Origin of the sequence: Variovorax sp. YR634 (assembly GCF_900106655.1) — a bacterium.
Classification (GTDB): Bacteria; Pseudomonadota; Gammaproteobacteria; order Burkholderiales; family Burkholderiaceae_C; genus Variovorax.
Genome location: NZ_FNOL01000031.1, coordinates 1 through 19,253 on the forward strand (window position 1 = coordinate 1; position 19,253 = coordinate 19,253).

Annotated in this window: 15 protein-coding genes; 10 read left to right on the plus strand and 5 right to left on the minus strand. The window is 66.6% G+C overall.

The annotated features are described in order from the left end of the window. Nucleotides 1-189 precede the first annotated feature (189 nt). From BLV60_RS31125 to BLV60_RS31130, 3 genes are all read right to left on the minus strand, one after another. Nucleotides 190-2,055: a phosphoenolpyruvate carboxykinase (GTP) gene (locus BLV60_RS31125; RefSeq protein ID WP_093059212.1), complete on the minus strand. Its 1,866-nt coding sequence runs from the start codon at nt 2,053-2,055 to the stop codon at nt 190-192. Between the two features lie 153 nt (nt 2,056-2,208). Continuing rightward, nucleotides 2,209-2,361: a hypothetical protein gene (locus BLV60_RS34515; protein ID WP_176929020.1), complete on the minus strand. Its 153-nt coding sequence runs from the start codon at nt 2,359-2,361 to the stop codon at nt 2,209-2,211. A 119-nt stretch (nt 2,362-2,480) separates the two neighbouring features. Beyond that, the gene (locus BLV60_RS31130) at nt 2,481-3,680 is read right to left on the minus strand and encodes a threonine ammonia-lyase (protein WP_176929023.1); all 1,200 of its coding nucleotides are present in this window, start codon (nt 3,678-3,680) and stop codon (nt 2,481-2,483) included. A gap of 121 nt (nt 3,681-3,801) precedes the next feature. Between BLV60_RS31130 and BLV60_RS31135 the strand changes: the two genes are divergently transcribed. From BLV60_RS31135 to BLV60_RS31155, 5 genes are all read left to right on the plus strand, one after another. Then, nucleotides 3,802-6,126, plus strand: a complete 2,325-nt coding sequence (locus BLV60_RS31135) for an ATP-binding protein (protein ID WP_093059216.1) — start codon at nt 3,802-3,804, stop codon at nt 6,124-6,126. A 64-nt stretch (nt 6,127-6,190) separates the two neighbouring features. Beyond that, nucleotides 6,191-7,825, plus strand: a complete 1,635-nt coding sequence (locus tag BLV60_RS31140; RefSeq protein ID WP_093059307.1) for a S41 family peptidase — start codon at nt 6,191-6,193, stop codon at nt 7,823-7,825. A 170-nt stretch (nt 7,826-7,995) separates the two neighbouring features. Further along, nucleotides 7,996-9,189, plus strand: coding sequence for a nucleoside hydrolase (locus tag BLV60_RS31145; RefSeq protein WP_093059218.1), 1,194 nt, complete (start codon nt 7,996-7,998; stop codon nt 9,187-9,189). 124 nt (nt 9,190-9,313) lie between these two features. Beyond that, nucleotides 9,314-10,153 carry an amidohydrolase family protein gene (locus BLV60_RS31150; protein WP_256329657.1) on the plus strand — a complete coding sequence of 280 codons (840 nt, stop codon included), beginning with the start codon at nt 9,314-9,316 and terminating at the stop codon, nt 10,151-10,153. After that, nucleotides 10,150-11,142 carry a tripartite tricarboxylate transporter substrate binding protein gene (locus tag BLV60_RS31155; protein WP_093059222.1) on the plus strand — a complete coding sequence of 331 codons (993 nt, stop codon included), beginning with the start codon at nt 10,150-10,152 and terminating at the stop codon, nt 11,140-11,142. Before BLV60_RS31150 ends, BLV60_RS31155 begins: the two co-directional genes overlap by 4 nt. A gap of 13 nt (nt 11,143-11,155) precedes the next feature. On the opposite strand, the gene BLV60_RS31160 is transcribed toward BLV60_RS31155, so the two are convergent. Together BLV60_RS31160 and recQ are read right to left on the minus strand one after the other, a co-directional pair. Continuing rightward, nucleotides 11,156-12,037 carry a LysR family transcriptional regulator gene (locus BLV60_RS31160; RefSeq protein WP_093059224.1) on the minus strand — a complete coding sequence of 294 codons (882 nt, stop codon included), beginning with the start codon at nt 12,035-12,037 and terminating at the stop codon, nt 11,156-11,158. Nucleotides 12,038-12,065: 28 nt separating this feature from the next. Then, complete coding sequence (gene recQ / locus BLV60_RS31165; RefSeq protein WP_093059226.1) at nt 12,066-13,958, minus strand: DNA helicase RecQ; 1,893 nt, start codon at nt 13,956-13,958, stop codon at nt 12,066-12,068. A 299-nt stretch (nt 13,959-14,257) separates the two neighbouring features. On the opposite strand from recQ, the gene BLV60_RS31170 reads away from it, so the two are divergent. From BLV60_RS31170 to hutH, 5 genes are read left to right on the plus strand one after another with little or no spacing between them, the layout of a single operon-like run. Beyond that, nucleotides 14,258-15,232, plus strand: coding sequence for an ABC transporter substrate-binding protein (locus BLV60_RS31170; protein WP_093059227.1), 975 nt, complete (start codon nt 14,258-14,260; stop codon nt 15,230-15,232). Between the two features lie 13 nt (nt 15,233-15,245). Next, on the plus strand, nt 15,246-16,100 hold the full coding sequence (locus tag BLV60_RS31175) for an ABC transporter permease (protein ID WP_093059309.1): 855 nt from the start codon (nt 15,246-15,248) through the stop codon (nt 16,098-16,100). Continuing rightward, complete coding sequence (locus BLV60_RS31180) at nt 16,085-16,882, plus strand: ABC transporter ATP-binding protein (RefSeq protein ID WP_093059229.1); 798 nt, start codon at nt 16,085-16,087, stop codon at nt 16,880-16,882. The genes BLV60_RS31175 and BLV60_RS31180 overlap by 16 nt, the downstream gene beginning before the upstream one ends. 8 nt (nt 16,883-16,890) lie before the next feature. Further along, entirely contained in the window at nt 16,891-17,628 is a 738-nt protein-coding gene (gene hutC / locus BLV60_RS31185; protein WP_093059311.1) for a histidine utilization repressor, read from the plus strand. Between the two features lie 60 nt (nt 17,629-17,688). Next, nucleotides 17,689-19,248, plus strand: a complete 1,560-nt coding sequence (hutH, locus tag BLV60_RS31190) for a histidine ammonia-lyase (protein ID WP_093059231.1) — start codon at nt 17,689-17,691, stop codon at nt 19,246-19,248. Nucleotides 19,249-19,253: the final 5 nt, after the last annotated feature.

A 19,253-nucleotide genomic window follows, 5' to 3' on the forward strand; every position in this document is an offset into this window, starting at 1 on the left:
ATGATAGTGCGGGTTCCCGTGTGAAAGTAGGTCATCGTCAGGCTCTTACAGCCCAGAAACCCCCAGTCAGAAATGACTGGGGGTTTTTGCTTTGGAGGAGGCTTTTGGAACTTGCAAATATCCAAATGCACAGCAACAAAAAAGCCCGATGAGTCCATCGGGCTTTTTTTATTAACGCAGCCAGTGTGATTAGGCGGCCAGGCGCTGCTCAATAGCAGCCTTGGTTTCCGGCAATTCCGTCGGCAGATGGTGCTCCAGCTGCTTGAACAGTTCCGCGTGCAGCTTCAACTCCGCTTGCCAGGCTGCCTTGTCAATACTGGTCACCGTGGCGAATTGCTCGGCGCTGAAGTTCAGGCCCGTCCAGTTCAGATCCTCATAGCGCGGGCTCACACCGGTGATGTGCTCCACGCCCTCCGTCTTGTTACCTTCGACGCGATCGATCATCCACTTCAGCACGCGCATGTTCTCGCCGTAGCCTGGCCAGACAAACTTGCCGTCGGCACCCTTGCGGAACCAGTTGGTCGTGTAGATCTTCGGCAGCTTGGCGCCCGAGGCTTCCAGCTTCTTGCCGAGATTGAGCCAGTGCTGGAAATAGTCGCTCATGTTGTAGCCCATGAACGGCAGCATCGCGAACGGATCGCGGCGCACCACGCCTTGCTGGCCGGCGGCGGCGGCAGTGGTCTCTGAACCCATGGTCGCAGCCATATAGACGCCTTCAACCCAATTGCGGGCTTCGGTCACCAGCGGCACGGTGGTCGAGCGCCGACCGCCGAAGATGAAGGCGTCGATTGCCACGCCCTTCGGGTCGTCCCAAGCGTCGTCGAGCGCGGGGTTGTTCGTGGCCGCCACGGTAAAACGCGAGTTCGGGTGGGCTGCCTTGGCGCCAGTCTCCTTGGCGATCTGCGGCGTCCAGTCATTGCCTTGCCAGTCGATCAAATGCTCGGGTAGCGTCTTGGTGTCCTGCTCCATCCCTTCCCACCAGACGTCGCCGTCATCGGTCAGTGCCACGTTCGTGAAGATCACGTCGTGGTGCAGGCTGTCCATGCAGTTCGGATTGGTCAGCATGTTGGTGCCCGGCGCCACGCCGAAGTAACCCGCTTCAGGATTGATGGCGTACAGGCGGCCGTCCTTGCCGGGCTTGATCCAGGCGATGTCGTCGCCGATGGTCGTGACCTTCCAGCCTTCGAAGCCGGCAGGCGGCACCAGCATCGAGAAGTTGGTCTTGCCGCAAGCGCTGGGGAACGCAGCCGCCACGTGGTACTTCTTGCCTTCGGGACTCGTCACGCCCAGGATGAGCATGTGCTCGGCCAGCCAGCCTTCGTCGCGGCCCATGTTGGAAGCGATGCGAAGCGCGAAGCACTTCTTGCCCAGCAGTGCGTTGCCGCCGTAGCCGGAGCCATAACTCCAGATCTCGCGCGTCTCGGGGTAGTGAACGATGTACTTGGTCTTGTTGCAGGGCCAGACCACGTCTTTCTGGCCGGCTTCGAGCGGCGCGCCCACGGTGTGCACGCAAGGCACGAAGTCGCCGTCAGCGCCCAGCACCTCGTACACGGCCTTGCCCATGCGAGTCATGATGCGCATGTTGACGGCCACATAAGGCGAGTCGGACAGTTCGATGCCAATGTGGGCAATCGGCGAGCCCAGCGGGCCCATGCTGAACGGCACGACGTACATCGTGCGGCCCTTCATGCAGCCGTCGAACAGGGGCTGCAGCGTCGCCCGCATTTCAGCCGGTGCCATCCAGTTGTTGGTGGGGCCGGCGTTTTCCTTTTCTGCGGAGCAGATGAAGGTACGGTCTTCGACGCGCGCCACGTCGCTCGGGTCGGACACCGCGAGGAACGAATTGGGGCGCTTGGCGGGGTTGAGCTTCTTGAAGGTGCCGGCGTCGACCAGTTGCTGGCAGAGGCGGTCGTATTCTTCCTTGCTCCCGTCGCACCAGTGGATGGCTTCGGGTTTGCACAGCGCGGCCATGTCGGCCACCCAGGCAATCAGTTTCGCGTTCTTGACGTATGAGGGCGCCTGAATGTTGAGGCCCTGCATCGTGGGTGCGTTCATCGGAAAATCTCCTAAGTTGAAAAATCGTCTTTCCGAACGGGGCGCTGTGCCTGCTCAGGCACGGAGGTCCGTTTGAGAAAACGTTTCGCTTCGGGAGATTGCGTCAGTGCGGGCCGCACCGCCCGCAGACAAAGGCGACAGTGCCTGTCAGCGTCAGGCCAAGAAGACCGCGATCGATGCCAGAAGCAGCATCAGCACGCCGCCGGCCAGCGGAAGCACCAATGGCATCAGGTGAACGACCGATTCGACGGCGTCTTTTTCGGCAGCGGCAGCGTGGCTCGGCTCTACGGGAGTAGGGTTGGACATCGGGAAATTCCTCGAAGGCTCAATTGACAAACTGATGGCATTTTACCGGCGGGTAGCCCAGGGCCGGTCTAGGGGGATGCGAGCCCCTGAATCAGGCTTGCCGGGGTTGATCTTGCGGCTCAATGCTGCTCTTCAGCTTCGAAGCCCGCGTCCTTCAACGCGGCCAGCACGCTGGCCAGATGGGCCCGCCCGCGCGTCTGCAGCACCAGCTCGACGTCGACGTTCTGCGCCGCCAGCATCGTGAAGGCACGTTGATGGTGAACTTCATCGACGTTAGCGCCCGCTTCGGCCACAGTGGCCGTAATCTGGGCCAGCGAGCCCGGCACATCGCGCGCGCTGACACGCACTCGGGCCAGCCGCCCAGCCCGCACCATGCCCCGCTCGATGATGGCCGCTAGCAGCAGTGGATCGATGTTGCCGCCCGACAGAACCAGCCCCACGCGCTTGCCCTTGAAGCGTTCGGGGTGCCGGATCAGCGCCGCCAGCCCCGCCGCGCCCGCGCCTTCGACCAGCGTCTTTTCGATTTCGAGCAGCATCAGCACGCCTTGCTCGATGTCGCCTTCGTCCACCAGCAGCAGGTCGTCGACCTTGCTCGCGATGATTTCCTGCGTCAGCACGCCGGGCGTGCCGACCGCAATGCCTTCGGCGATCGTGCTCTTGCCCTGCACGTGGTGCGTGCCCTTGATGGCGTTGACCATCGCCGGAAAGCGCGTGGTCTGCACACCGACGATCTCGATGCCCGGCTTGCGCTCGCGCGCGGCGACCGCCATGCCCGCGATCAGCCCGCCGCCGCCCACCGCTACCACCAGCGTGTCCAGGTCGGGTACGGCGTCGAGCATCTCGAGCGCCACCGTGCCCTGGCCCGCGATGATTGCCTCGTCGTCGTAGGGATGCACGAAGGTCAGCCCTTCGCGCTGTGCAAGCTCAAAAGCGTGGGTCCGCGCCGCCTCCAGCGTGTCGCCGTGCAGCACCACCTCGGCGCCGAAGCCGCGCGTGCGTTCGATCTTCACACCAGGGGTGAAGCGCGGCATCACGATCAGGGCGCGCAATCCGAGGCGCTGCGCGTGATAGGCCACACCCTGCGCATGGTTGCCGGCAGACATGGCGATCACTCCGCGTGTACCGTTCTGAGAAAGATCGACCAGCTTGTTGCACGCCCCCCGCTCCTTGAACGAGGATGTGAACTGCAGGTTCTCGAATTTCAGGAACACCTGAGCGCCGACGATTTCCGACAGGGTGCGTGACTCGACACACGGCGTGTTGAGCACCTGGCCTTGCAGGCGCGCCGCGGCGCGCTCGATTTCCTGGATTCCGATCATGGCGCGCATTGTGGCTGGAATCGCACCATCAGGGTTTTTCCCGTTTACTGGCCTTCCCGAAGCTAAAAGTCTGCGTTATGGTCGCTCCGAGATTGAGATTGTCCTCGTTGGAGGTTGCCTGATGGCCAAGCGTGCGGGTGTCGATGTAGTGGCTGCTGCAGTACGCGGGCAGGCATTGCCGTCGCCCGGCCTCAAGGAGGCGCCGGTGCTCGAGCTCATGTGCTCGCACTTCGTGCTCACGCTCGCGGCCAAGCAGGGGCCGCGCTTCAATGTGCGGCGCGATATCAACGGTCTCCTGTCGCTCACGGGGCGGCACCTGGTGTGGCCCGCGGCGGTACTGCAGCGGCTGCGCGAATTCCTCGGACGCCGCTGCGCGGGCAACGAAGCATGGAAGGGCGTCGAAGACTTCGACGGCCGCACGCTGCTGGAGCGCCACGGCGTGTGGCGCGGCCCGTATGAAGAGGGCACGCTCTTCTTCTACCTCGACGAATACGCCAAGGACCAGCCGAAGGACCTGCTCTCGGTGCTGGCCGTCACGCGCGACTGGCTCACGCATGCGCTGCGCAAGCAGTCGACGCTGGTCGAGAAGAACATCGATGCGCTCGCAGGCCTGCTGCAGCTCAACAAGGCCGAGCGCGCGCTGCTGCTCTACGGCACGCTTGCGCGCTACCAGCGTGACCTGCGCTCGCTGCTGGTCGAGTTCAAGGTCAACAACGCACCCGAGGCCTATGCCGCCATCGCCGACATCGCGGGCGTGAATGCAAGCGAAGTGGGCGAGGCGCTGCGCGCGGGCTCGCGGCTCGAACGCATCGGGCTCGTCGAGAACCTCATCTCCGAGCACAACATCACCGACCTTGCAGACCTCATGAAGGTCAGCGAGAAGCTGCCACCGGTGCTCATGCGCGAGTACCGCGACCACAACGAGTTGATGGCCGTGTTCACGCGGCCTTCAGCCAAGAGCGCGCTCACGCCGCACGATTTTTCCTTCGTGCAGGAAGACGCGCAGATGCTCGTCACGCTGCTGCGCGCGGCGGTCGCGCGCAAGGAGCCCGGCGTCAACGTGCTGCTCTACGGCCCGCCCGGCACCGGCAAGACCGAACTCGCGAAAGTCGTTGCGCAGGCCGCCGGACTCGAGCTCTTCGAAGTCGAATACGCAGACCGCGATGGCAACTCGCTGAGCGGCCGCGACCGCTACCGCTCGCTGCAGATCGCGCAGGTGTTCCTCAAGGGCAGCGCGCAGGCCGCGCTGCTGTTCGACGAAGTCGAAGACGTCTTCCCGCCCATCAGCACAGAAGCCGCGCAATTCATGGCGCGCGCCGAGCAGATTCCGGCGCCCACCAGTGGCAGCGTCAGCGGCAAGGCCTGGGTCAACCAGATCCTCGAGGCCAACCCCGTGCCCACGCTGTGGGTCACCAACCGCATCGAGCAGATCGACCCGGCCTTCCGCCGCCGCTTCGCCTATCACCTCGAGCTCAAGTCGCCGCCGCCCGGCGCGCGAGAGCAGCTCGTGAAGAAGACGCTCGAAGGCGTGGTCGTGTCCGAGGCCTTCACTGCCAAGCTGGCCGAGCGCAAGGGTCTCACGCCCGCGCAGATCCGCACGGCAGTGCGTTTCGCAGGGCTCGCGCGAACCGACGACGCATCGATGGAAGCGCTCATAGAGCGCCAGCTGCGCAACGCCGACCTGGCACTGGGTACGCTCGACAGCGGCCGCGGCGAGCGCCGTAGCGTCACCACCTACGACCTCGACATGCTCAACGTCGAGACCCGCTTCGAGATCCCGCGCATCGTCGAGGCACTGAAGGCACGCGGCCACGGCACGCTGTGCTTCTACGGCGCACCAGGCACCGGCAAGACCGCGCTGGCCGAACACATCGCCAAGGCCGTGGGCCGCCCGCTCATCGTCAAGCAGGCCAGCGACCTGATGAGCAAGTACGTCGGCGAAACCGAGCAGAACATGGCCGCCATGTTCCGCGAGGCCGAGAATGAAAAGGCCGTGCTGCTGCTCGACGAGGCCGACAGCTTCCTGCAGGACCGGCGCGGCGCGCAGCGCACCTACGAGGTCACCGAGGTCAACGAGATGCTGCAGGGCATGGAGCGCTTCAACGGCGTCTTCATCTGCACCACCAACCTGCTCGACCGGCTCGACCAGGCTGCGCTGCGGCGCTTCACCTTCAAGATCAAGTTCATGCCGCTCACCGCCACGCAGCGGGAGCGCATGTTCATCACCGAGGCGCTCGCCGGCGACGCCGCACTCATGACGAGCGCCATGCGCTCGCGGCTGGCACCGCTGACGCAGCTGTGCCCGGGGGATTTCGCGGCGGTGAAACGACAGGTCGATATCCTCGCGGCGGAGTTTTCCGCGACCGAGTTTCTCGACCAGCTCGAAGCCGAGCACCGCATCAAGCCTGAAGTGCGCGAATCGCGCGGCATGGGCTTCCTGCAGTAGCCGGCTTCAATGGCAGCAGCCGGACGAAGAAGACGGTGCTGTGAGGAAGAACAAGGAGGAACACATGGGCTCTCGCAAGGTCGATGACGCGCGGCAACTGCCGCCTCCTGGCACATGGGCTGCAGCAGCAAGCGCTGCGCTCGCCGTGGCCTGCCTGCTGGCGGGCTGTGGAGGCGGCGGTGGTGGAGGCGGGGGCGGTGGTTTGCCGATCGGCCTGGTGCCCGGCACCACCACACCGCCGCCCGCCAGCGGCGGCGACGGCGACGGCGGCAGCGGCATCGTCGCCTCGGCCACGGTCGCCGGCCTGTGCGCCGCGCCGCGCAGCGGCATCAACCCCGACACCGGCACGGCCTACCCCGACCACAGCGGCACGCTCGACAACGAGAAAAGCTGGGTGCGCGGCTGGATCGACGAAACCTACCTCTGGTACGGCGAGGTGCCGACCACCCTCAAGGCGGCCGACTACGCCACGCCGATCACCTGGTTCAACGTGCTCAAGACCACGGCCACCACGAACTCGGGCCGCGCCAAGGACCGCTTTCACTTCACGTACGACACCGAGGTGTACCGCCAGCTGTCGCAGGGCGGCGTGTCGGCCGGCTACGGCATGGAAACGGCGTCGGTGCGCAGCTCGCCGCCGCGCGACATCCGCATCGCCTTCGTCGAGCCGAATTCGCCCGCCACCACGGCGGGCCTGCAGCGCGGCGCGAAGATCCTCACGATCGACGGTATCAACGTCGTCAGCAGCACAGGCACCGCCAACGTCAACGCGATCAACGCGGCCCTGTCGCCCAAGGCCATTGGCGAATCGCACACCTTCACCTTCGAGGTGGGCGGCACGGCGCAGCCTGCCGTGCAGCTGACGGCGGCCAAGATCACCAGCACGCCGGTGCAGAACGTCCAGGTCATCGACACCGGCAGCGGCCGCGTCGGCTACCTGCTGTTCAACGACCACATCACGACCTCCGAGGCGCAGCTCATCTCCGCGGTGAACACCTTTAAGCAGGGCGCCGGCATCCAGGACCTCGTGCTCGACATGCGCTACAACGGCGGCGGCCAGCTGCTCATTGCCAGCCGGCTGGCCTACATGATCTCGTCGCCGTCAGTGACCGCGGGCAAGACCTTCGAGCAACTTGCCTTCAACGACAAGAACCCCTTCCACCTGACAGTCGCGCAGACTCTCACGCCCTTCACCGCCACCAGCCGCAGCGGTCAGGCCCTGCCTACGCTCGGCCTCTCGCGCGTCACCGTGCTGACCGGCCCAGACACCTGCTCGGCGAGCGAGTCTGTCGTCAACAGCCTTCGGGGCGTGGGCGTCACCGTCAACCTTGTCGGCGGCACCACCTGCGGCAAGCCCTACGGCTTCTACCCGCAGGACAACTGCGGCACCACCTACTTCGCGATCCAGTTCAAGGGCGTGAACCAGCAGGGCTACGGCGACTACGGCGACGGCTTCACGCCCAACCCCGGCTGCACCGTGGCCGACGACTTCAGCCATCAGCTTGGCGATAAAGACGAGGCGCGGCTGTCCGCGGCGCTCACGCTGCGCAGCACCGGCGCCTGCCCGGCCGGGTCGGCCAAGTCCGCCGCCTCGGGCCTGGAGAAGACAGAGCAGGCCGACGTGGAGCAACCCTATATGCCGGGCCGCTCGCCGCTGCGCGAGAACCGCTTGATCGACCCCCAGCCCAACCCGGGCTGACCCTTCTCTCCGTTCCCGCGGAAAACCCCTAGGCCATGGTGCTTGCCACACCCGTGGCTCGCCATTTAGAGTCAGCAAACGTTTGCGCAAAGCTTTGCGCAAACGTTTGTATTTCAGTGGTATTCGGTGTCGAAGCCTGAAAACCAAATTCCTAGTTTCAGGAGAAGAAGATGCGCAAATGGATCGGGGCGATGTTCTTCGCCGTCATCACGGTGTTGGCGGGCTGCGGCGGAGGTGGCGATGGAGGCGGCGGCATCGGCCTCGGTCCGGGCTTCGGTGGCGGCGGATCGGGCGGCTCCACCAGCGCGCAGAAGATCATCATCGACAGCGACTACAACACCATGAGCGACGACGGCCAGCTCGGCGTCATGGCCGCGCAGCTGCAGGCCACGGGCCAGGTACAGGTCATGGGCATCAGCGTGGTCTCGGGCAACCAGTGGCTCAAGCAGGGCGTGTCCGACGCGCTGATGTCGGTGGAGCGGCTCGGGGTGGGCGGCAACATCGGCATCTACGTGGGTGCGAACTACGCGCTCAACCACACCTTCGCCGACGTGGAAGCCGAAATGGCCGCCGGCGCTGGCGGCGACGGCTACCTCGGCGCCTGGGGCGGCCCTGAACCCAAGACCGACGCCGACCTCAAGCCCTCGCCCGACGGCTTCGCCCAGCACACCGTGGTGCAGCGCAAGAGCGCGGTCGACTTCATCGTCGACACCGTGAAGGCCAACCCGAACGAGATCACCATCCTGGCCATCGGCCCGCTCACCAACATCGCGCTCGCGGTGAAGCAGAACCCAGAGATCGTCCCGCTCATCAAGAAGATCATCTACATGGGCGGCGCCATCGACGTGCCGGGCAACACCACCAAGGCTGCCGAGTTCAACTGGTGGTTCGACCCCGACGCCGCGCAGTTCGTGGTGCGGCTGCCGATCCCGCAGGTGGTGGTGCCGCTGGACGTGACCGACACCGTGTTCCTCACCAAGCCCATCTACGACCGCATCGCGCACGCCGCCAAGCCCACGGCCGTGACCGACGTGTTCCAGAAGCTCAACGGCTACGGCTTCGACGGCAAGAACGGCTTCGAGACCAACCCGAACTACACGCAGAACATCTGGGACACCCTCACGCTGGCCTACCTGATCGACCCGAGCTACGCCACGCAGACCGTGGACCGCTACGTCGACGTGATCGCCAAGCCCGGTGCCGCCAACAACGGCCAATCCATCGGCTACACCTCGCAGCCGGCGGGGGCGACGCTTCAGAAGATGACGGTGGTGAAGAAGTTCGACAACGCGCGCTTCTTCGAGCTGTACGTCGACCTGCTGACGCGGCCGGTGCCGATCACGCTGCCCCCGACAGCGAACTGAGCGCCATAAGCCGCGCTTATCCAAACGCAACCGGGAGACACGTTCCCAACAGGCATTGCTCTTCGGATACTCGCCCACGTCCGCAACCCCGCGGACACACAACGAATCCGACAGAGACAACGCAGTGCCCTTCTCCGCCATCACCGCTATCGACAGCCACGCCCATGTGTTCGTGCGCGGCCTGCCCCTGGCGGAGATGCGCCGGCATGCGCCCGACTACGACGCCACGCTGGCTGAGTACCTCGCCTTGCTCGATGCGCACGGCGTCTCGCACGGCGTGCTGGTGCAGCCCAGCTTCCTCGGTACCGACAACCGTTTCCTGATTGATGCGCTGCGCGCCAGCCCCGCTCGCCTGCGCGGTGTTGCGGTGGTCGATCCGCGGGTGGACGACGCCACGCTGCAGGCGATGGCCGACGCCGGCGTCGTCGGCATCCGCCTCAACATCGTGGGCATGCCGCTGCCCGACTTCTTGCGGCCGGACTGGCAGCGGCTTTTCGCCCGCGTGCATGCGCTGGGCTGGCATGTGGAGCTGCATCGCGAATCGCGCGACCTGCCGCTGGCCGCACGGGCCGTGCTCGACGCCGGATGCGCGCTGGTCGTGGACCACTTCGGCCGCCCCGCGTCGGCGCCGGCCATCGCTGACGAAGGCTTCGCCTGGCTGCTTGCCGCCGCGGCCTGCGAACGCATCTGGGTCAAGCTGTCGGCCGCCTACCGGAGCTGGCCCGTGGCCACCGCAGCCACGGCCGCGCACGACGCCGCACAGGCACTGCTGAAGTCCTTCGGCCCCGAACGCCTCGTGTGGGGCAGCGACTGGCCGCACACGCAGCACCGCGAGATCGCCGATTTCGCCACCGCACACGCGGCTCTGGCCGACTGGGTGCCCGACGCCGCTGTGCGCCGCCGCATCCTGGTCGACACGCCGGCCCGCTTGTTCAAGTTCAATACAGGAGACATCGACCAATGACCAACGAAATCTCTCGCGCGCGCCTGCTGCGCGCCGTTCCCCTTGCCCTCGTGGGCGCGGCCCTGCTGATGGGCGGCGTCAGCGCGCAGGCCCAGGCGTGGCCGGCCAAGCCCGTGCGGCTGGTCGTGAGCTATCCGCCCGGCGGCACGGTCGACGCCGTGGCGCGCATCGTTGCGCCCAAGCTGTCGGCGAAGCTGGGTCAGCCGGTGGTGATCGACAACCGCGGCGGTGCCGGCGGCGCCATCGGAGGCGACCTGGTCGCCAAGAGTTCGCCCGACGGCTACACCGTGCTGCTCGACGCCTCCAATCACGCGCAGAACCCCGCGCTGCGCAAGATGCCCTTCGACACGCTGCGCGAACTGGCGCCGGTGTCCCTGCTGGTGAAGGTGCCCAACGTGCTGGTGGTGAATCCGTCGGCACCGATGAAGAACGTGGCCGACCTGATCGCGCAGGCCAAGGCGAAGCCGGGCGGCATCAACTACGCCTCGTCGGGCAACGGCTCGGCGCAGCATCTGGCGGGCGAACTGTTCGCCTCGATGGCTGGCGTCCAGATGACGCACGTGGCCTACAAGGGCGGCGGCCCCGCGCTAACCGACGTGATGTCGGGGCACGTGCCTGTGTTCTTTGCCAGCATGGCTTCGAGCCTGCCCTTCATCCAGGGCGGCAAGCTGCGCGCGCTGGCGGTGACCGGCAAGGCGCATGCGCCCGCCTTGCCTCAGTTGCCCACGGTGGCGCAGGCCGGCCTGCCCGGCTACGAGGTCTACGAATGGAATGCGGTGTTCGTGCCGGCCGGCACGCCCGCGCCGGTGGTGGAGCGGCTTTCGAAGGAACTCGCGGCCACGCTCAAGGACCCGGAGGTGCGCGGCCGGCTCGAAGCATTGGGCGCCGAGGTGATCGGCTCCAGCCCCGCCGAGCTCGACGGCTTCCGCCGTGCCGAGATCACCAAGTGGACCAAGCTCGCCAAGGACAACAAGATCCAGATGGATTGATCGGGGCCGTGCCTCAGCCGCGCAGCATGGCGGCGAAGGTGTCCGCGAAGGTCGGCCGCGAGCGCGCCAGCCACAGAGCCGAAAGCTCGAAGGCCGGCAGCCCCGCGCCATCGCGCACTTCGGCATAGCGCACGCCCTCGTGCTGCAGTGCGCGCACCGAGCGCGGCAGCAGCGACCAGCCCAGCCCCGCAGCCACGCAGGCCAGCACCGTCAGCGTGCGGTTGGCGTCCTGCACCACGCGCGTCTCGTGGCCGGCGCGGCGCAGCGCGCCCAGCAGCTGCGCGCGCAGGGCGGGTATCTGCTGCTCCGGAAACCACACCAGCCCGTGCCGCGCGATGTCGGCGAGCGACACGCAGCCGTCGTCGTCCAGTGGCCAGGCGGCGGGCAGCGCGGCGATCATCGGCTCCTCGCCCAGCCGCAGCTCGTGCACCCGGGCCGTGACTGACACCGGCGGATGCAGCAGCGCGATGTCGATGCGCCCGCCTTCCAGCGCCGCCACCTGCTCGGCATTGCTCATCTCGCGCAGCACCACGTCGAGCTGCGGATGCTCGACGCGCAGCCGGCGCAGCGCGTTCGGCAGCACCTGGTAGACCGCATGCGTCACGAAGCCGATCGTGAGCCGGCCTGCGCGTCCGGCGCCTATCGCGCGGGCGCGCTCTGCGGCCGTGTCGCCATAGGCAAGGCTGGCGCGCAGGTCGTCGATGACGGCCAGGCCCGCGTCGGTGAGCGTGGCCCCGCGGCGCGAGCGCGTGAAGAGCGGTGTGCCGAGCTCCTTTTCGAGCCGGTTCAGCGTTTGCGTGAGCGCTGGCTGCGCCAGGCCCAGCCGCTCGGCCGCCTTCGTGAGGCTGCCCGCCTCGGCGATCGCGACCACGCAGCGCATCTGGCGGGTGTCCAATGCGGTTCCCCTCGAAGATGCTCTGGCGTCAGAAGGCTTCGCAGACGCGAAGCACCTCGCTGCCGTAGGCCTCGAGCTTCTTGGTGCCGATCCCGCTGATGCCCTGCAGGTCTTCGAGCGTCGCGGGCGCGCGCTCGGCAATGGCTGCCAGCGTGGCGTCGTGGAAGATCACGTAGGCCGGCAGGTTGTGCTCCTTCGCCACCTCGGCACGCCAGGCCTTGAGCGCTTCGAAGCGCTTCTTGCCCATGTCGTCGAGCTTGGCTGCGGCCGGCGATGGCGCGCCCTTGGCGACCTTCTCGCGCCGGGGCTTGCGCTCGGCCGGTGACGAAACCGACTCGCGCAGCGTCACGCTCGCCTCGCCCTTGAGCACCGCGCGCGAGCCTTCCGTGAGCTTCAGCGTGTTGAACGCCTCCGCGTCCACCGCCAGCGCACCGGTGGCAATCAGCTGGCGCAGCACGCCGCGCAGCGCCACCTCGCTGAACTCCGCGCCAATGCCGAAGGTGCTGACGCGCTCATGGCCGAACTGCTTGACCTTCTCGGTCGGCTTGCCGCGCAGGATGTCCATGATGTGCCCCGCGCCGAAGCTGATGCCGCTCAACTGCTGCACGCGGTAGATGGTGCTCAGCAGCTTGCGCGCGGCATCGGTGCCGTCCCACACCTGCGGCGGGTTCAGGCAGTTGTCGCAGTTGCCGCAGGGCGTGCTCTTCTCGCCGAAGTAGCCCAGGAGCCGCACGCGGCGGCAGTCGCTGGCTTCGGCCAGCGAGAGCAGCGCATCGAGCTTGCCGCGCATCACCTGCTTGAACTCTTCGCCTGCGGGGCTCTCGTCGATCATGCGGCGCTGGTTCACCACGTCCTGCAGGCCGTAGGCCATCCAGGCGTCGGCGGGGCCGCCGTCGCGGCCCGCGCGGCCGGTTTCCTGGTAGTAGCCCTCGATGTTCTTCGGCATGTCGAGGTGGCCGACAAAACGCACGTCGGGTTTGTCGATGCCCATGCCGAAGGCGATGGTCGCGACCATCACGATGCCTTCTTCGCGCAGGAAGCGGTCCTGGTGCTTCTGTCGCACCGCCGCATCGAGGCCCGCATGGTACGGCAGCGCGTTGATGCCCGCGTCGCGCAGCGTCACGGCCACGTCTTCCACCCGCTTGCGCGACTGGCAATAGACCACGCCCGCATCGCCTTCGTGTTCGCGCTCGATGAAGCGCAGCAGCTGCGTGGTGGCGTCTTTCTTCTCGACGATGGTGTAGCGGATGTTCGGCCGGTCGAAGCTGGAGACGAACTGGCGCGCGTCCTCCAGCTGCAGTCGCTCGACGATGTCGGCCCGCGTCAGGTCGTCGGCCGTGGCCGTGAGCGCGATGCGCGGCACGCCCGCGTAGCGCTCGTGCAGCACAGTCAGCGCGCGGTACTCGGGGCGGAAGTCGTGGCCCCACTGGCTCACGCAATGCGCCTCGTCGATGGCAAACAGCGAGAGCTTGCCGCGCTCCTTCAGCGAATCGAGCTGCGACAGGAAGCGCGGCGTGTTCACGCGCTCGGGCGCCGCATACAGCAGCGTGATCTCGCCGCGCAGCATGCGGCGCTCCACGTCCTGCGTCTGCTCCCAGTCGAGCGTCGAATTGAGAAAGGCAGCGCTCACCCCGGCCTCGTGCAGCGCGCCCACCTGGTCGTGCATCAGTGCGATCAGCGGCGACACCACGATCGCCACGCCGCGCCCCGCACGCTGCCGCGCGATGGCGGGAATCTGATAGCACAGCGACTTGCCGCCACCCGTGGGCATCAGCACCAGCGCATCGCCGCCGCCCACCACGTGATCGACGATGTCCTGCTGGGCCCCCCGGAACTGCGCATAGCCGAAGACCTCGTGGAGGATGTCGGAAGGGGCGCTGCTGCCGGAGACGTCGATGGGGTGGGGAGCGAGGGAGGACACAGGCGGCGGTGGGAGGTCGGAAAGGAGGCGCAGAGGGCAAAAGGGGGCGGGCCGTCGATTGTCCCCCAGCCCCGTCGATATGACTGTGGCACGAGGTTTGCGATGCTCATCCCCGTCCCGCGGCCTCCCTTGTCTAGACAGCAAAGCGGTGCATTTCCTAAGGAAGTGCACCAAAAATGACCTTTCGGGTTATCCTGTATATACAAGTTGGGGCGCTTGGCAACAATGCGAGGCGTGCGTTACCCGGCCATCGGGCCCGCCGCCGAGCCTTTTCCAAAGAAACAGACCCAGGAGTACCCATGGTCAAGAAGACGGTAGTTGTGAAAGTCGCTTCGCTGCTTGCAGCAGGTGCGTGTGCAGCGGGCATGGCCGGAACGGCCGCCGCCCAGGACATGACGAAGATCGCGCTCGGCATGTCGGGCTGGACCGGCTTCGCGCCGCTCTCGCTGGCCGACAAGGCCGGCATCTTCAAGAAGAACGGGCTCGACGTCGAACTCAAGATGATCCCGCAGAAGGACCGCCACCTGGCCCTCGCTTCCGGCGCCATTCAGTGCGCGGCCACCACGGTCGAGACGCACGTGGCCTGGAACGCCAACGGCGTGCCCATCGTGCAGATCTTCCAGATGGACAAGTCCTACGGCGCCGACGGCCTCGCGGTGCGCGGCGACATCACCAAGTTCTCCGACCTCAAGGGCAAGACCATCGGCGTCGACGCCCCCGGCACCGCGCCTTACTTCGGCCTGGCCTGGATGCTCAATAAGAACGGCATGACGCTGAAGGACGTGAAGACGACCACGCTGTCGCCGCAGGCCTCGGCCCAGGCTTTCGTGGCCGGCCAGAACGACGCCGCCATGACCTATGAGCCATACCTCTCGACCGTGCGCGCGAACCCCGCCGCCGGCAAGATCCTGGCCACCACGCTCGACTACCCGATGGTGATGGACACCGTCGGCTGCGCGCCCACCTGGCTCAAGGCCAACGCCAAGGCCGCCGCCGCGCTCACCAAGTCGTACTTCGAGGCGCTCGACATGATCAAGGCCGAGCCGGAGAAGTCGAACGAGCTCATGGGCTCGGCCGTGAAGCAGAGCGGCGAGCAGTTCGCCAAGTCGTCGGCCTTCCTGCGCTGGCAGGACAAGGCCGCCAACCAGAAGTTCTTCGCGGGCGAACTCACCAGCTTCATGAAGGAAGCCGCGCCCATCCTTCTGGAAGCCGGCGTGATCCGCAAGGCGCCTGAAGATTTCGCCGCGACCTTCGATGCAAGCTTCGTCAAGTAAGACCATGTCGCAAATGCCGTCCGCCGCGGTGGCCGCGGCGCCTGCCCCCAGGCCCGCAGCGGCGCCGGTCGTCGCGCCTGCGCGCCGCCGCGCGTTCGCACCGCTCGAACCCATCGGCACGCGTGCGCGCGTGCTGCTGGGGCTCGCGTTCTTCGTCGTCTTCGTGCTGGTGTGGGCCATTGCCACGCTCGGCGGCTTCGTGCCGCCGACCTTCCTCGCGAGCCCGCCGACCATGGTCAAGGAGGGCTGGCTGCTCTTCACCGAGTACGGCTTCATCGGCGACATCGGCATGACTGTGTGGCGCGTGTTCGGCGGCTTCCTGCTGGCGGCGGTGTTCGCGGTGCCGCTGGGCATTGCCATGGGCACCTGGAAGACCGTCGAAGCCTTCTTCGAGCCCTTTGTCTCGTTTTGCCGCTACCTGCCGGCCTCGGCCTTCATTCCGCTGCTGATCCTGTGGGCGGGCCTGGGCGAAATGCAGAAGCTGCTGGTGATCTTCATCGGCTCGTTCTTCCAGATCGTGCTGATGGTGGCCGTTACCGTCGGCGGCGCGCGGCGCGACCTCGTCGAGGCCGCCTACACGCTGGGCGCCAACAGCCGCGGCATCGTGGCGCGCGTGCTCATTCCGGGCGCCGCGCCGGGCATTGCTGAAACGCTGCGCCTCGTGCTGGGCTGGGCGTGGACGTACGTGATCGTGGCGGAGCTGATCGGCTCTTCGTCGGGCATCGGCCACATGATCACCGACAGCCAGGCGCTATTGAACACCGGCCAGATCATCTTCGGGATCATCGTGATCGGCGTCATCGGGCTCCTTTCCGACTTCGCCTTCAAGGCATTGAACCGCCGTCTGTTTGCATGGGCCGCACTGTGACGAAGAACCAACTTTCCATCCAGGGCGTGTCACGCGTCTTCACCGGCACCAAGGGGCAACGCACGCAAGCGCTGCAGCCCATCGACTTCGAGGTGAAGGAAAACGACTTCGTCACCATCCTCGGCCCCTCGGGCTGCGGCAAGTCGACGCTGCTGCGCATCGTGGCGGGGCTCGACTTTCCGACCACCGGCCAGGTGCTGCTCGACGGCGAGCGCATCGATGGCCCGGGCGCCGACCGCGGCGTGGTGTTCCAGAGCTACACGCTGTTCCCGTGGCTCACGGTGGCGCAGAACATCCGCTTCGGCCTGCGCGAGCGCGGCATGAGCGAGGCCGACCAGAAGGAGCGCAGCGAGTTCTTCATCGCCAAGGTAGGCCTGCGCGGTTTCGAGAACCACTTTCCGAAGCAGCTCTCGGGCGGCATGCAGCAGCGCACGGCCATTGCGCGCGCGCTGGCCAACGACCCCAAGATGCTGCTGCTCGACGAGCCCTTCGGCGCGCTCGACAACCAGACCCGCGTGCTGATGCAGGAGCTGCTGCTCGGCATCTGGGAGTCGGCGCAGAAGACGGTGCTGTTCGTCACGCACGACATCGACGAGGCGATCTTCATGGCCAACCGCGTGGCGGTGTTCAGCGCGCGGCCGGGGCGCATCAAGACCGAGATCGCGGTCGACTTTCCGCATCCGCGCAGCTACACCATCAAGACCTCGCCGGAATTCATGGACATCAAGGCGCGCCTGACGGAAGAAATTCGCGCCGAGTCGATGGCGGCGGCGGAGCATTGACCGAAACGATGAAACGCGACCTGCCGACCCTCGCGCTCTACGCGCAAGTCAAGGATCACATCTCCCGCAAGATCCAGGACGGCACGTGGCCGCCCGGCCACCGCCTGCCTTCGGAGCACGAGCTGGTGGCGCAGTTCGGCATGGCCCGCATGACGGTGAACCGCGCGCTGCGCGAGCTGGTGGAGCAGGGCCGCATCGTGCGCGTGGCCGGCGTCGGCAGCTTCGTGGCCGAGAACAAGCCGCAGTCCACGCTGCTGCAGATCGCCAACATCGCCAGTGAAATCCGCCAGCGCGGGCACGACTACCGCTGCGAAATGATTGAGGTCGAGCGCATCGCCGCCTCGCCAGACGTGGCTGCGTGGCTCGACCTGCGCGCGGGCGACTCGGTGTTCCACAGCGCCTGCCTGCACCTGGAGAACGAAACGCCGGTGCAGCTCGAAGAGCGCTACGTCAACCCGCAGGTCGTGCCCGACTACCTCGAGCAGGACTTCACCACCATGCCGCCCAGCGAGTACCTGGTGCGCAACGTGCCCTTCGACCAGATCGAACACGTCGTCGATGCCGTGCTGCCCAACCTGGAACAGGCGCAGAGGCTCGCGATGGCGTCCACCGACCCCTGCCTGCTGCTGACGCGCCGCACGTGGATACGCAACACGCCCGTGACATGGGTGCGCTGCCTGCATCCCGCTTCACGCTACAGCCTGGGCAGCCGTTTCAAAGCCGACGGCAACCCGAGCTTCGGCTAGTTTTTTTCGTCCTCAGAGACCTACGTTTTCTCTCGCAACTACTTGTATAGACAGGTTCACATGCCAAGCAATCACACCGCCACTCCAGATGCCACTTTGACCCTCATGCCCGGCAAGGTCGATCTAGCGATGCTGCGACGCATCCAGGCCGGCGGCGTGCAACTTGCGCTCGATCCGTCGGTGCGCGACGGCATGCTTCGCGCCGAAGCCGCCGTGCGCCACATCGTCGAGAACGACCAGGTCGTCTACGGCATCAACACCGGCTTCGGCAAGCTCGCCAGCACGCGCATCGGCAACGACCACCTGGCCGAGCTGCAGCGCAACCTGGTGCTGTCGCACAGCGTGGGCACGGGCGAGCCGCTGGCCGCGCCCGTCGTGCGCATGATCCTCGCGACCAAGGCCGTGAGCCTGGCGCGCGGCCATTCGGGCGTGCGGCCCGCGCTGGTCGATGCGCTGCTGGCCCTGTTCAACGCGGGCGTCACGCCGAGCATTCCGTGCAAGGGCTCGGTCGGCGCTTCCGGCGACCTCGCGCCGCTCGCGCACATGGCCTGCGTGCTGATCGGCGAAGGCCAGGCGACCCTGGCCGATGGCAAGGTCGTCGGCGGCGCCGAGGCGATGCGCAGCATCGGCCTCGAACCCTTCGTGCTCGGCCCCAAGGAAGGCCTCGCGCTGCTCAACGGCACGCAGGTGTCGACCGCGCTCGCGCTCTTCGGCCTGTTCGGCGCGGAAGACGTGTTCGCCTCTTCGCTGATGTCGGGCGCGCTGTCGCTCGAAGCCATCCAGGGTTCGATCAAGCCTTTCGACGCACGCATCCACGCCGCGCGCGGCCAGCTCGGCCAGATTGCCGTGGCGGGCGCGGTGCGCACGCTGCTCGAAGGCAGCGAGATCGTTCCCTCGCACGCCGACTGCGGCCGCGTGCAAGACCCGTACTCGGTGCGCTGCATCCCGCAGGTGATGGGCGCCTGCCTCGACAACCTCGCGCACGCCGCGCGCGTGCTGGTCATCGAGGCCAATGCCGCGTCGGACAACCCACTGGTGTTCGTCGACACCGGCGAGGTGATCTCGGGCGGCAACTTCCACGCCGAACCCGTTGCCTTTGCAGCGGACATCATCGCGCTGGCCATCAGCGAAGTCGGCGCGATTGCCGAACGCCGCATCGCGCTGCTGCTGGACACGGGTCTTTCGGGCCTGCCGCCGTTCCTGGTGCGCGACGGTGGCCTCAACTCGGGCTTCATGATCGCGCAGGTCACCGCGGCCGCGTTGGCGTCGGAAAACAAGTCGCTCGCACATCCCGCCAGCGTCGACAGCCTGCCCACCTCGGCCAACCAGGAAGACCACGTCTCGATGGCCACCTTCGCGGGCCGACGCCTGGCTGACATGGTCAACAACACGGCCGTGGTCGTCGGCATCGAAGCCATGGCCGCCGCCCAAGGCATCGAACTCAAGCGCAAGCTCAAGAGCTCGCCGCTGGTCGAAGCCGAATTCGCCGCCATCCGTCAGAAGGTCGCCTTCCTCGAACGCGATCGTTATCTCGCCCCCGACATCGAAGCCATGCGCCAGTGGGCGCTGAAGGCCGAGCTGCCGGCCGCGCTGCTCGACATCCTGCCCAGTCACTCGTAAAACAC

Bases quoted from the DNA above. Each gene is read 5' to 3' on its own strand.
- BLV60_RS34515 (WP_176929020.1), bottom strand. From the start codon at position 2,361: ATGTCCAACCCTACTCCCGTAGAGCCGAGCCACGCTGCCGCTGCCGAA.
- BLV60_RS31140 (WP_093059307.1), top strand. From the start codon at position 6,191: ATGGGCTCTCGCAAGGTCGATGACGCGCGGCAACTGCCGCCTCCTGGC.
- hutC (WP_093059311.1), top strand. From the start codon at position 16,891: ATGAAACGCGACCTGCCGACCCTCGCGCTCTACGCGCAAGTCAAGGAT.
- BLV60_RS31170 (WP_093059227.1), top strand. From the start codon at position 14,258: ATGGTCAAGAAGACGGTAGTTGTGAAAGTCGCTTCGCTGCTTGCAGCA.
- BLV60_RS31155 (WP_093059222.1), top strand. From the start codon at position 10,150: ATGACCAACGAAATCTCTCGCGCGCGCCTGCTGCGCGCCGTTCCCCTT.
- BLV60_RS31145 (WP_093059218.1), top strand. From the start codon at position 7,996: ATGCGCAAATGGATCGGGGCGATGTTCTTCGCCGTCATCACGGTGTTG.
- BLV60_RS31130 (WP_176929023.1), bottom strand. From the start codon at position 3,680: ATGATCGGAATCCAGGAAATCGAGCGCGCCGCGGCGCGCCTGCAAGGC.
- BLV60_RS31125 (WP_093059212.1), bottom strand. From the start codon at position 2,055: ATGAACGCACCCACGATGCAGGGCCTCAACATTCAGGCGCCCTCATAC.
- hutH (WP_093059231.1), top strand. From the start codon at position 17,689: ATGCCAAGCAATCACACCGCCACTCCAGATGCCACTTTGACCCTCATG.
- BLV60_RS31135 (WP_093059216.1), top strand. From the start codon at position 3,802: ATGGCCAAGCGTGCGGGTGTCGATGTAGTGGCTGCTGCAGTACGCGGG.
- BLV60_RS31180 (WP_093059229.1), top strand. From the start codon at position 16,085: ATGGGCCGCACTGTGACGAAGAACCAACTTTCCATCCAGGGCGTGTCA.
- BLV60_RS31175 (WP_093059309.1), top strand. From the start codon at position 15,246: ATGCCGTCCGCCGCGGTGGCCGCGGCGCCTGCCCCCAGGCCCGCAGCG.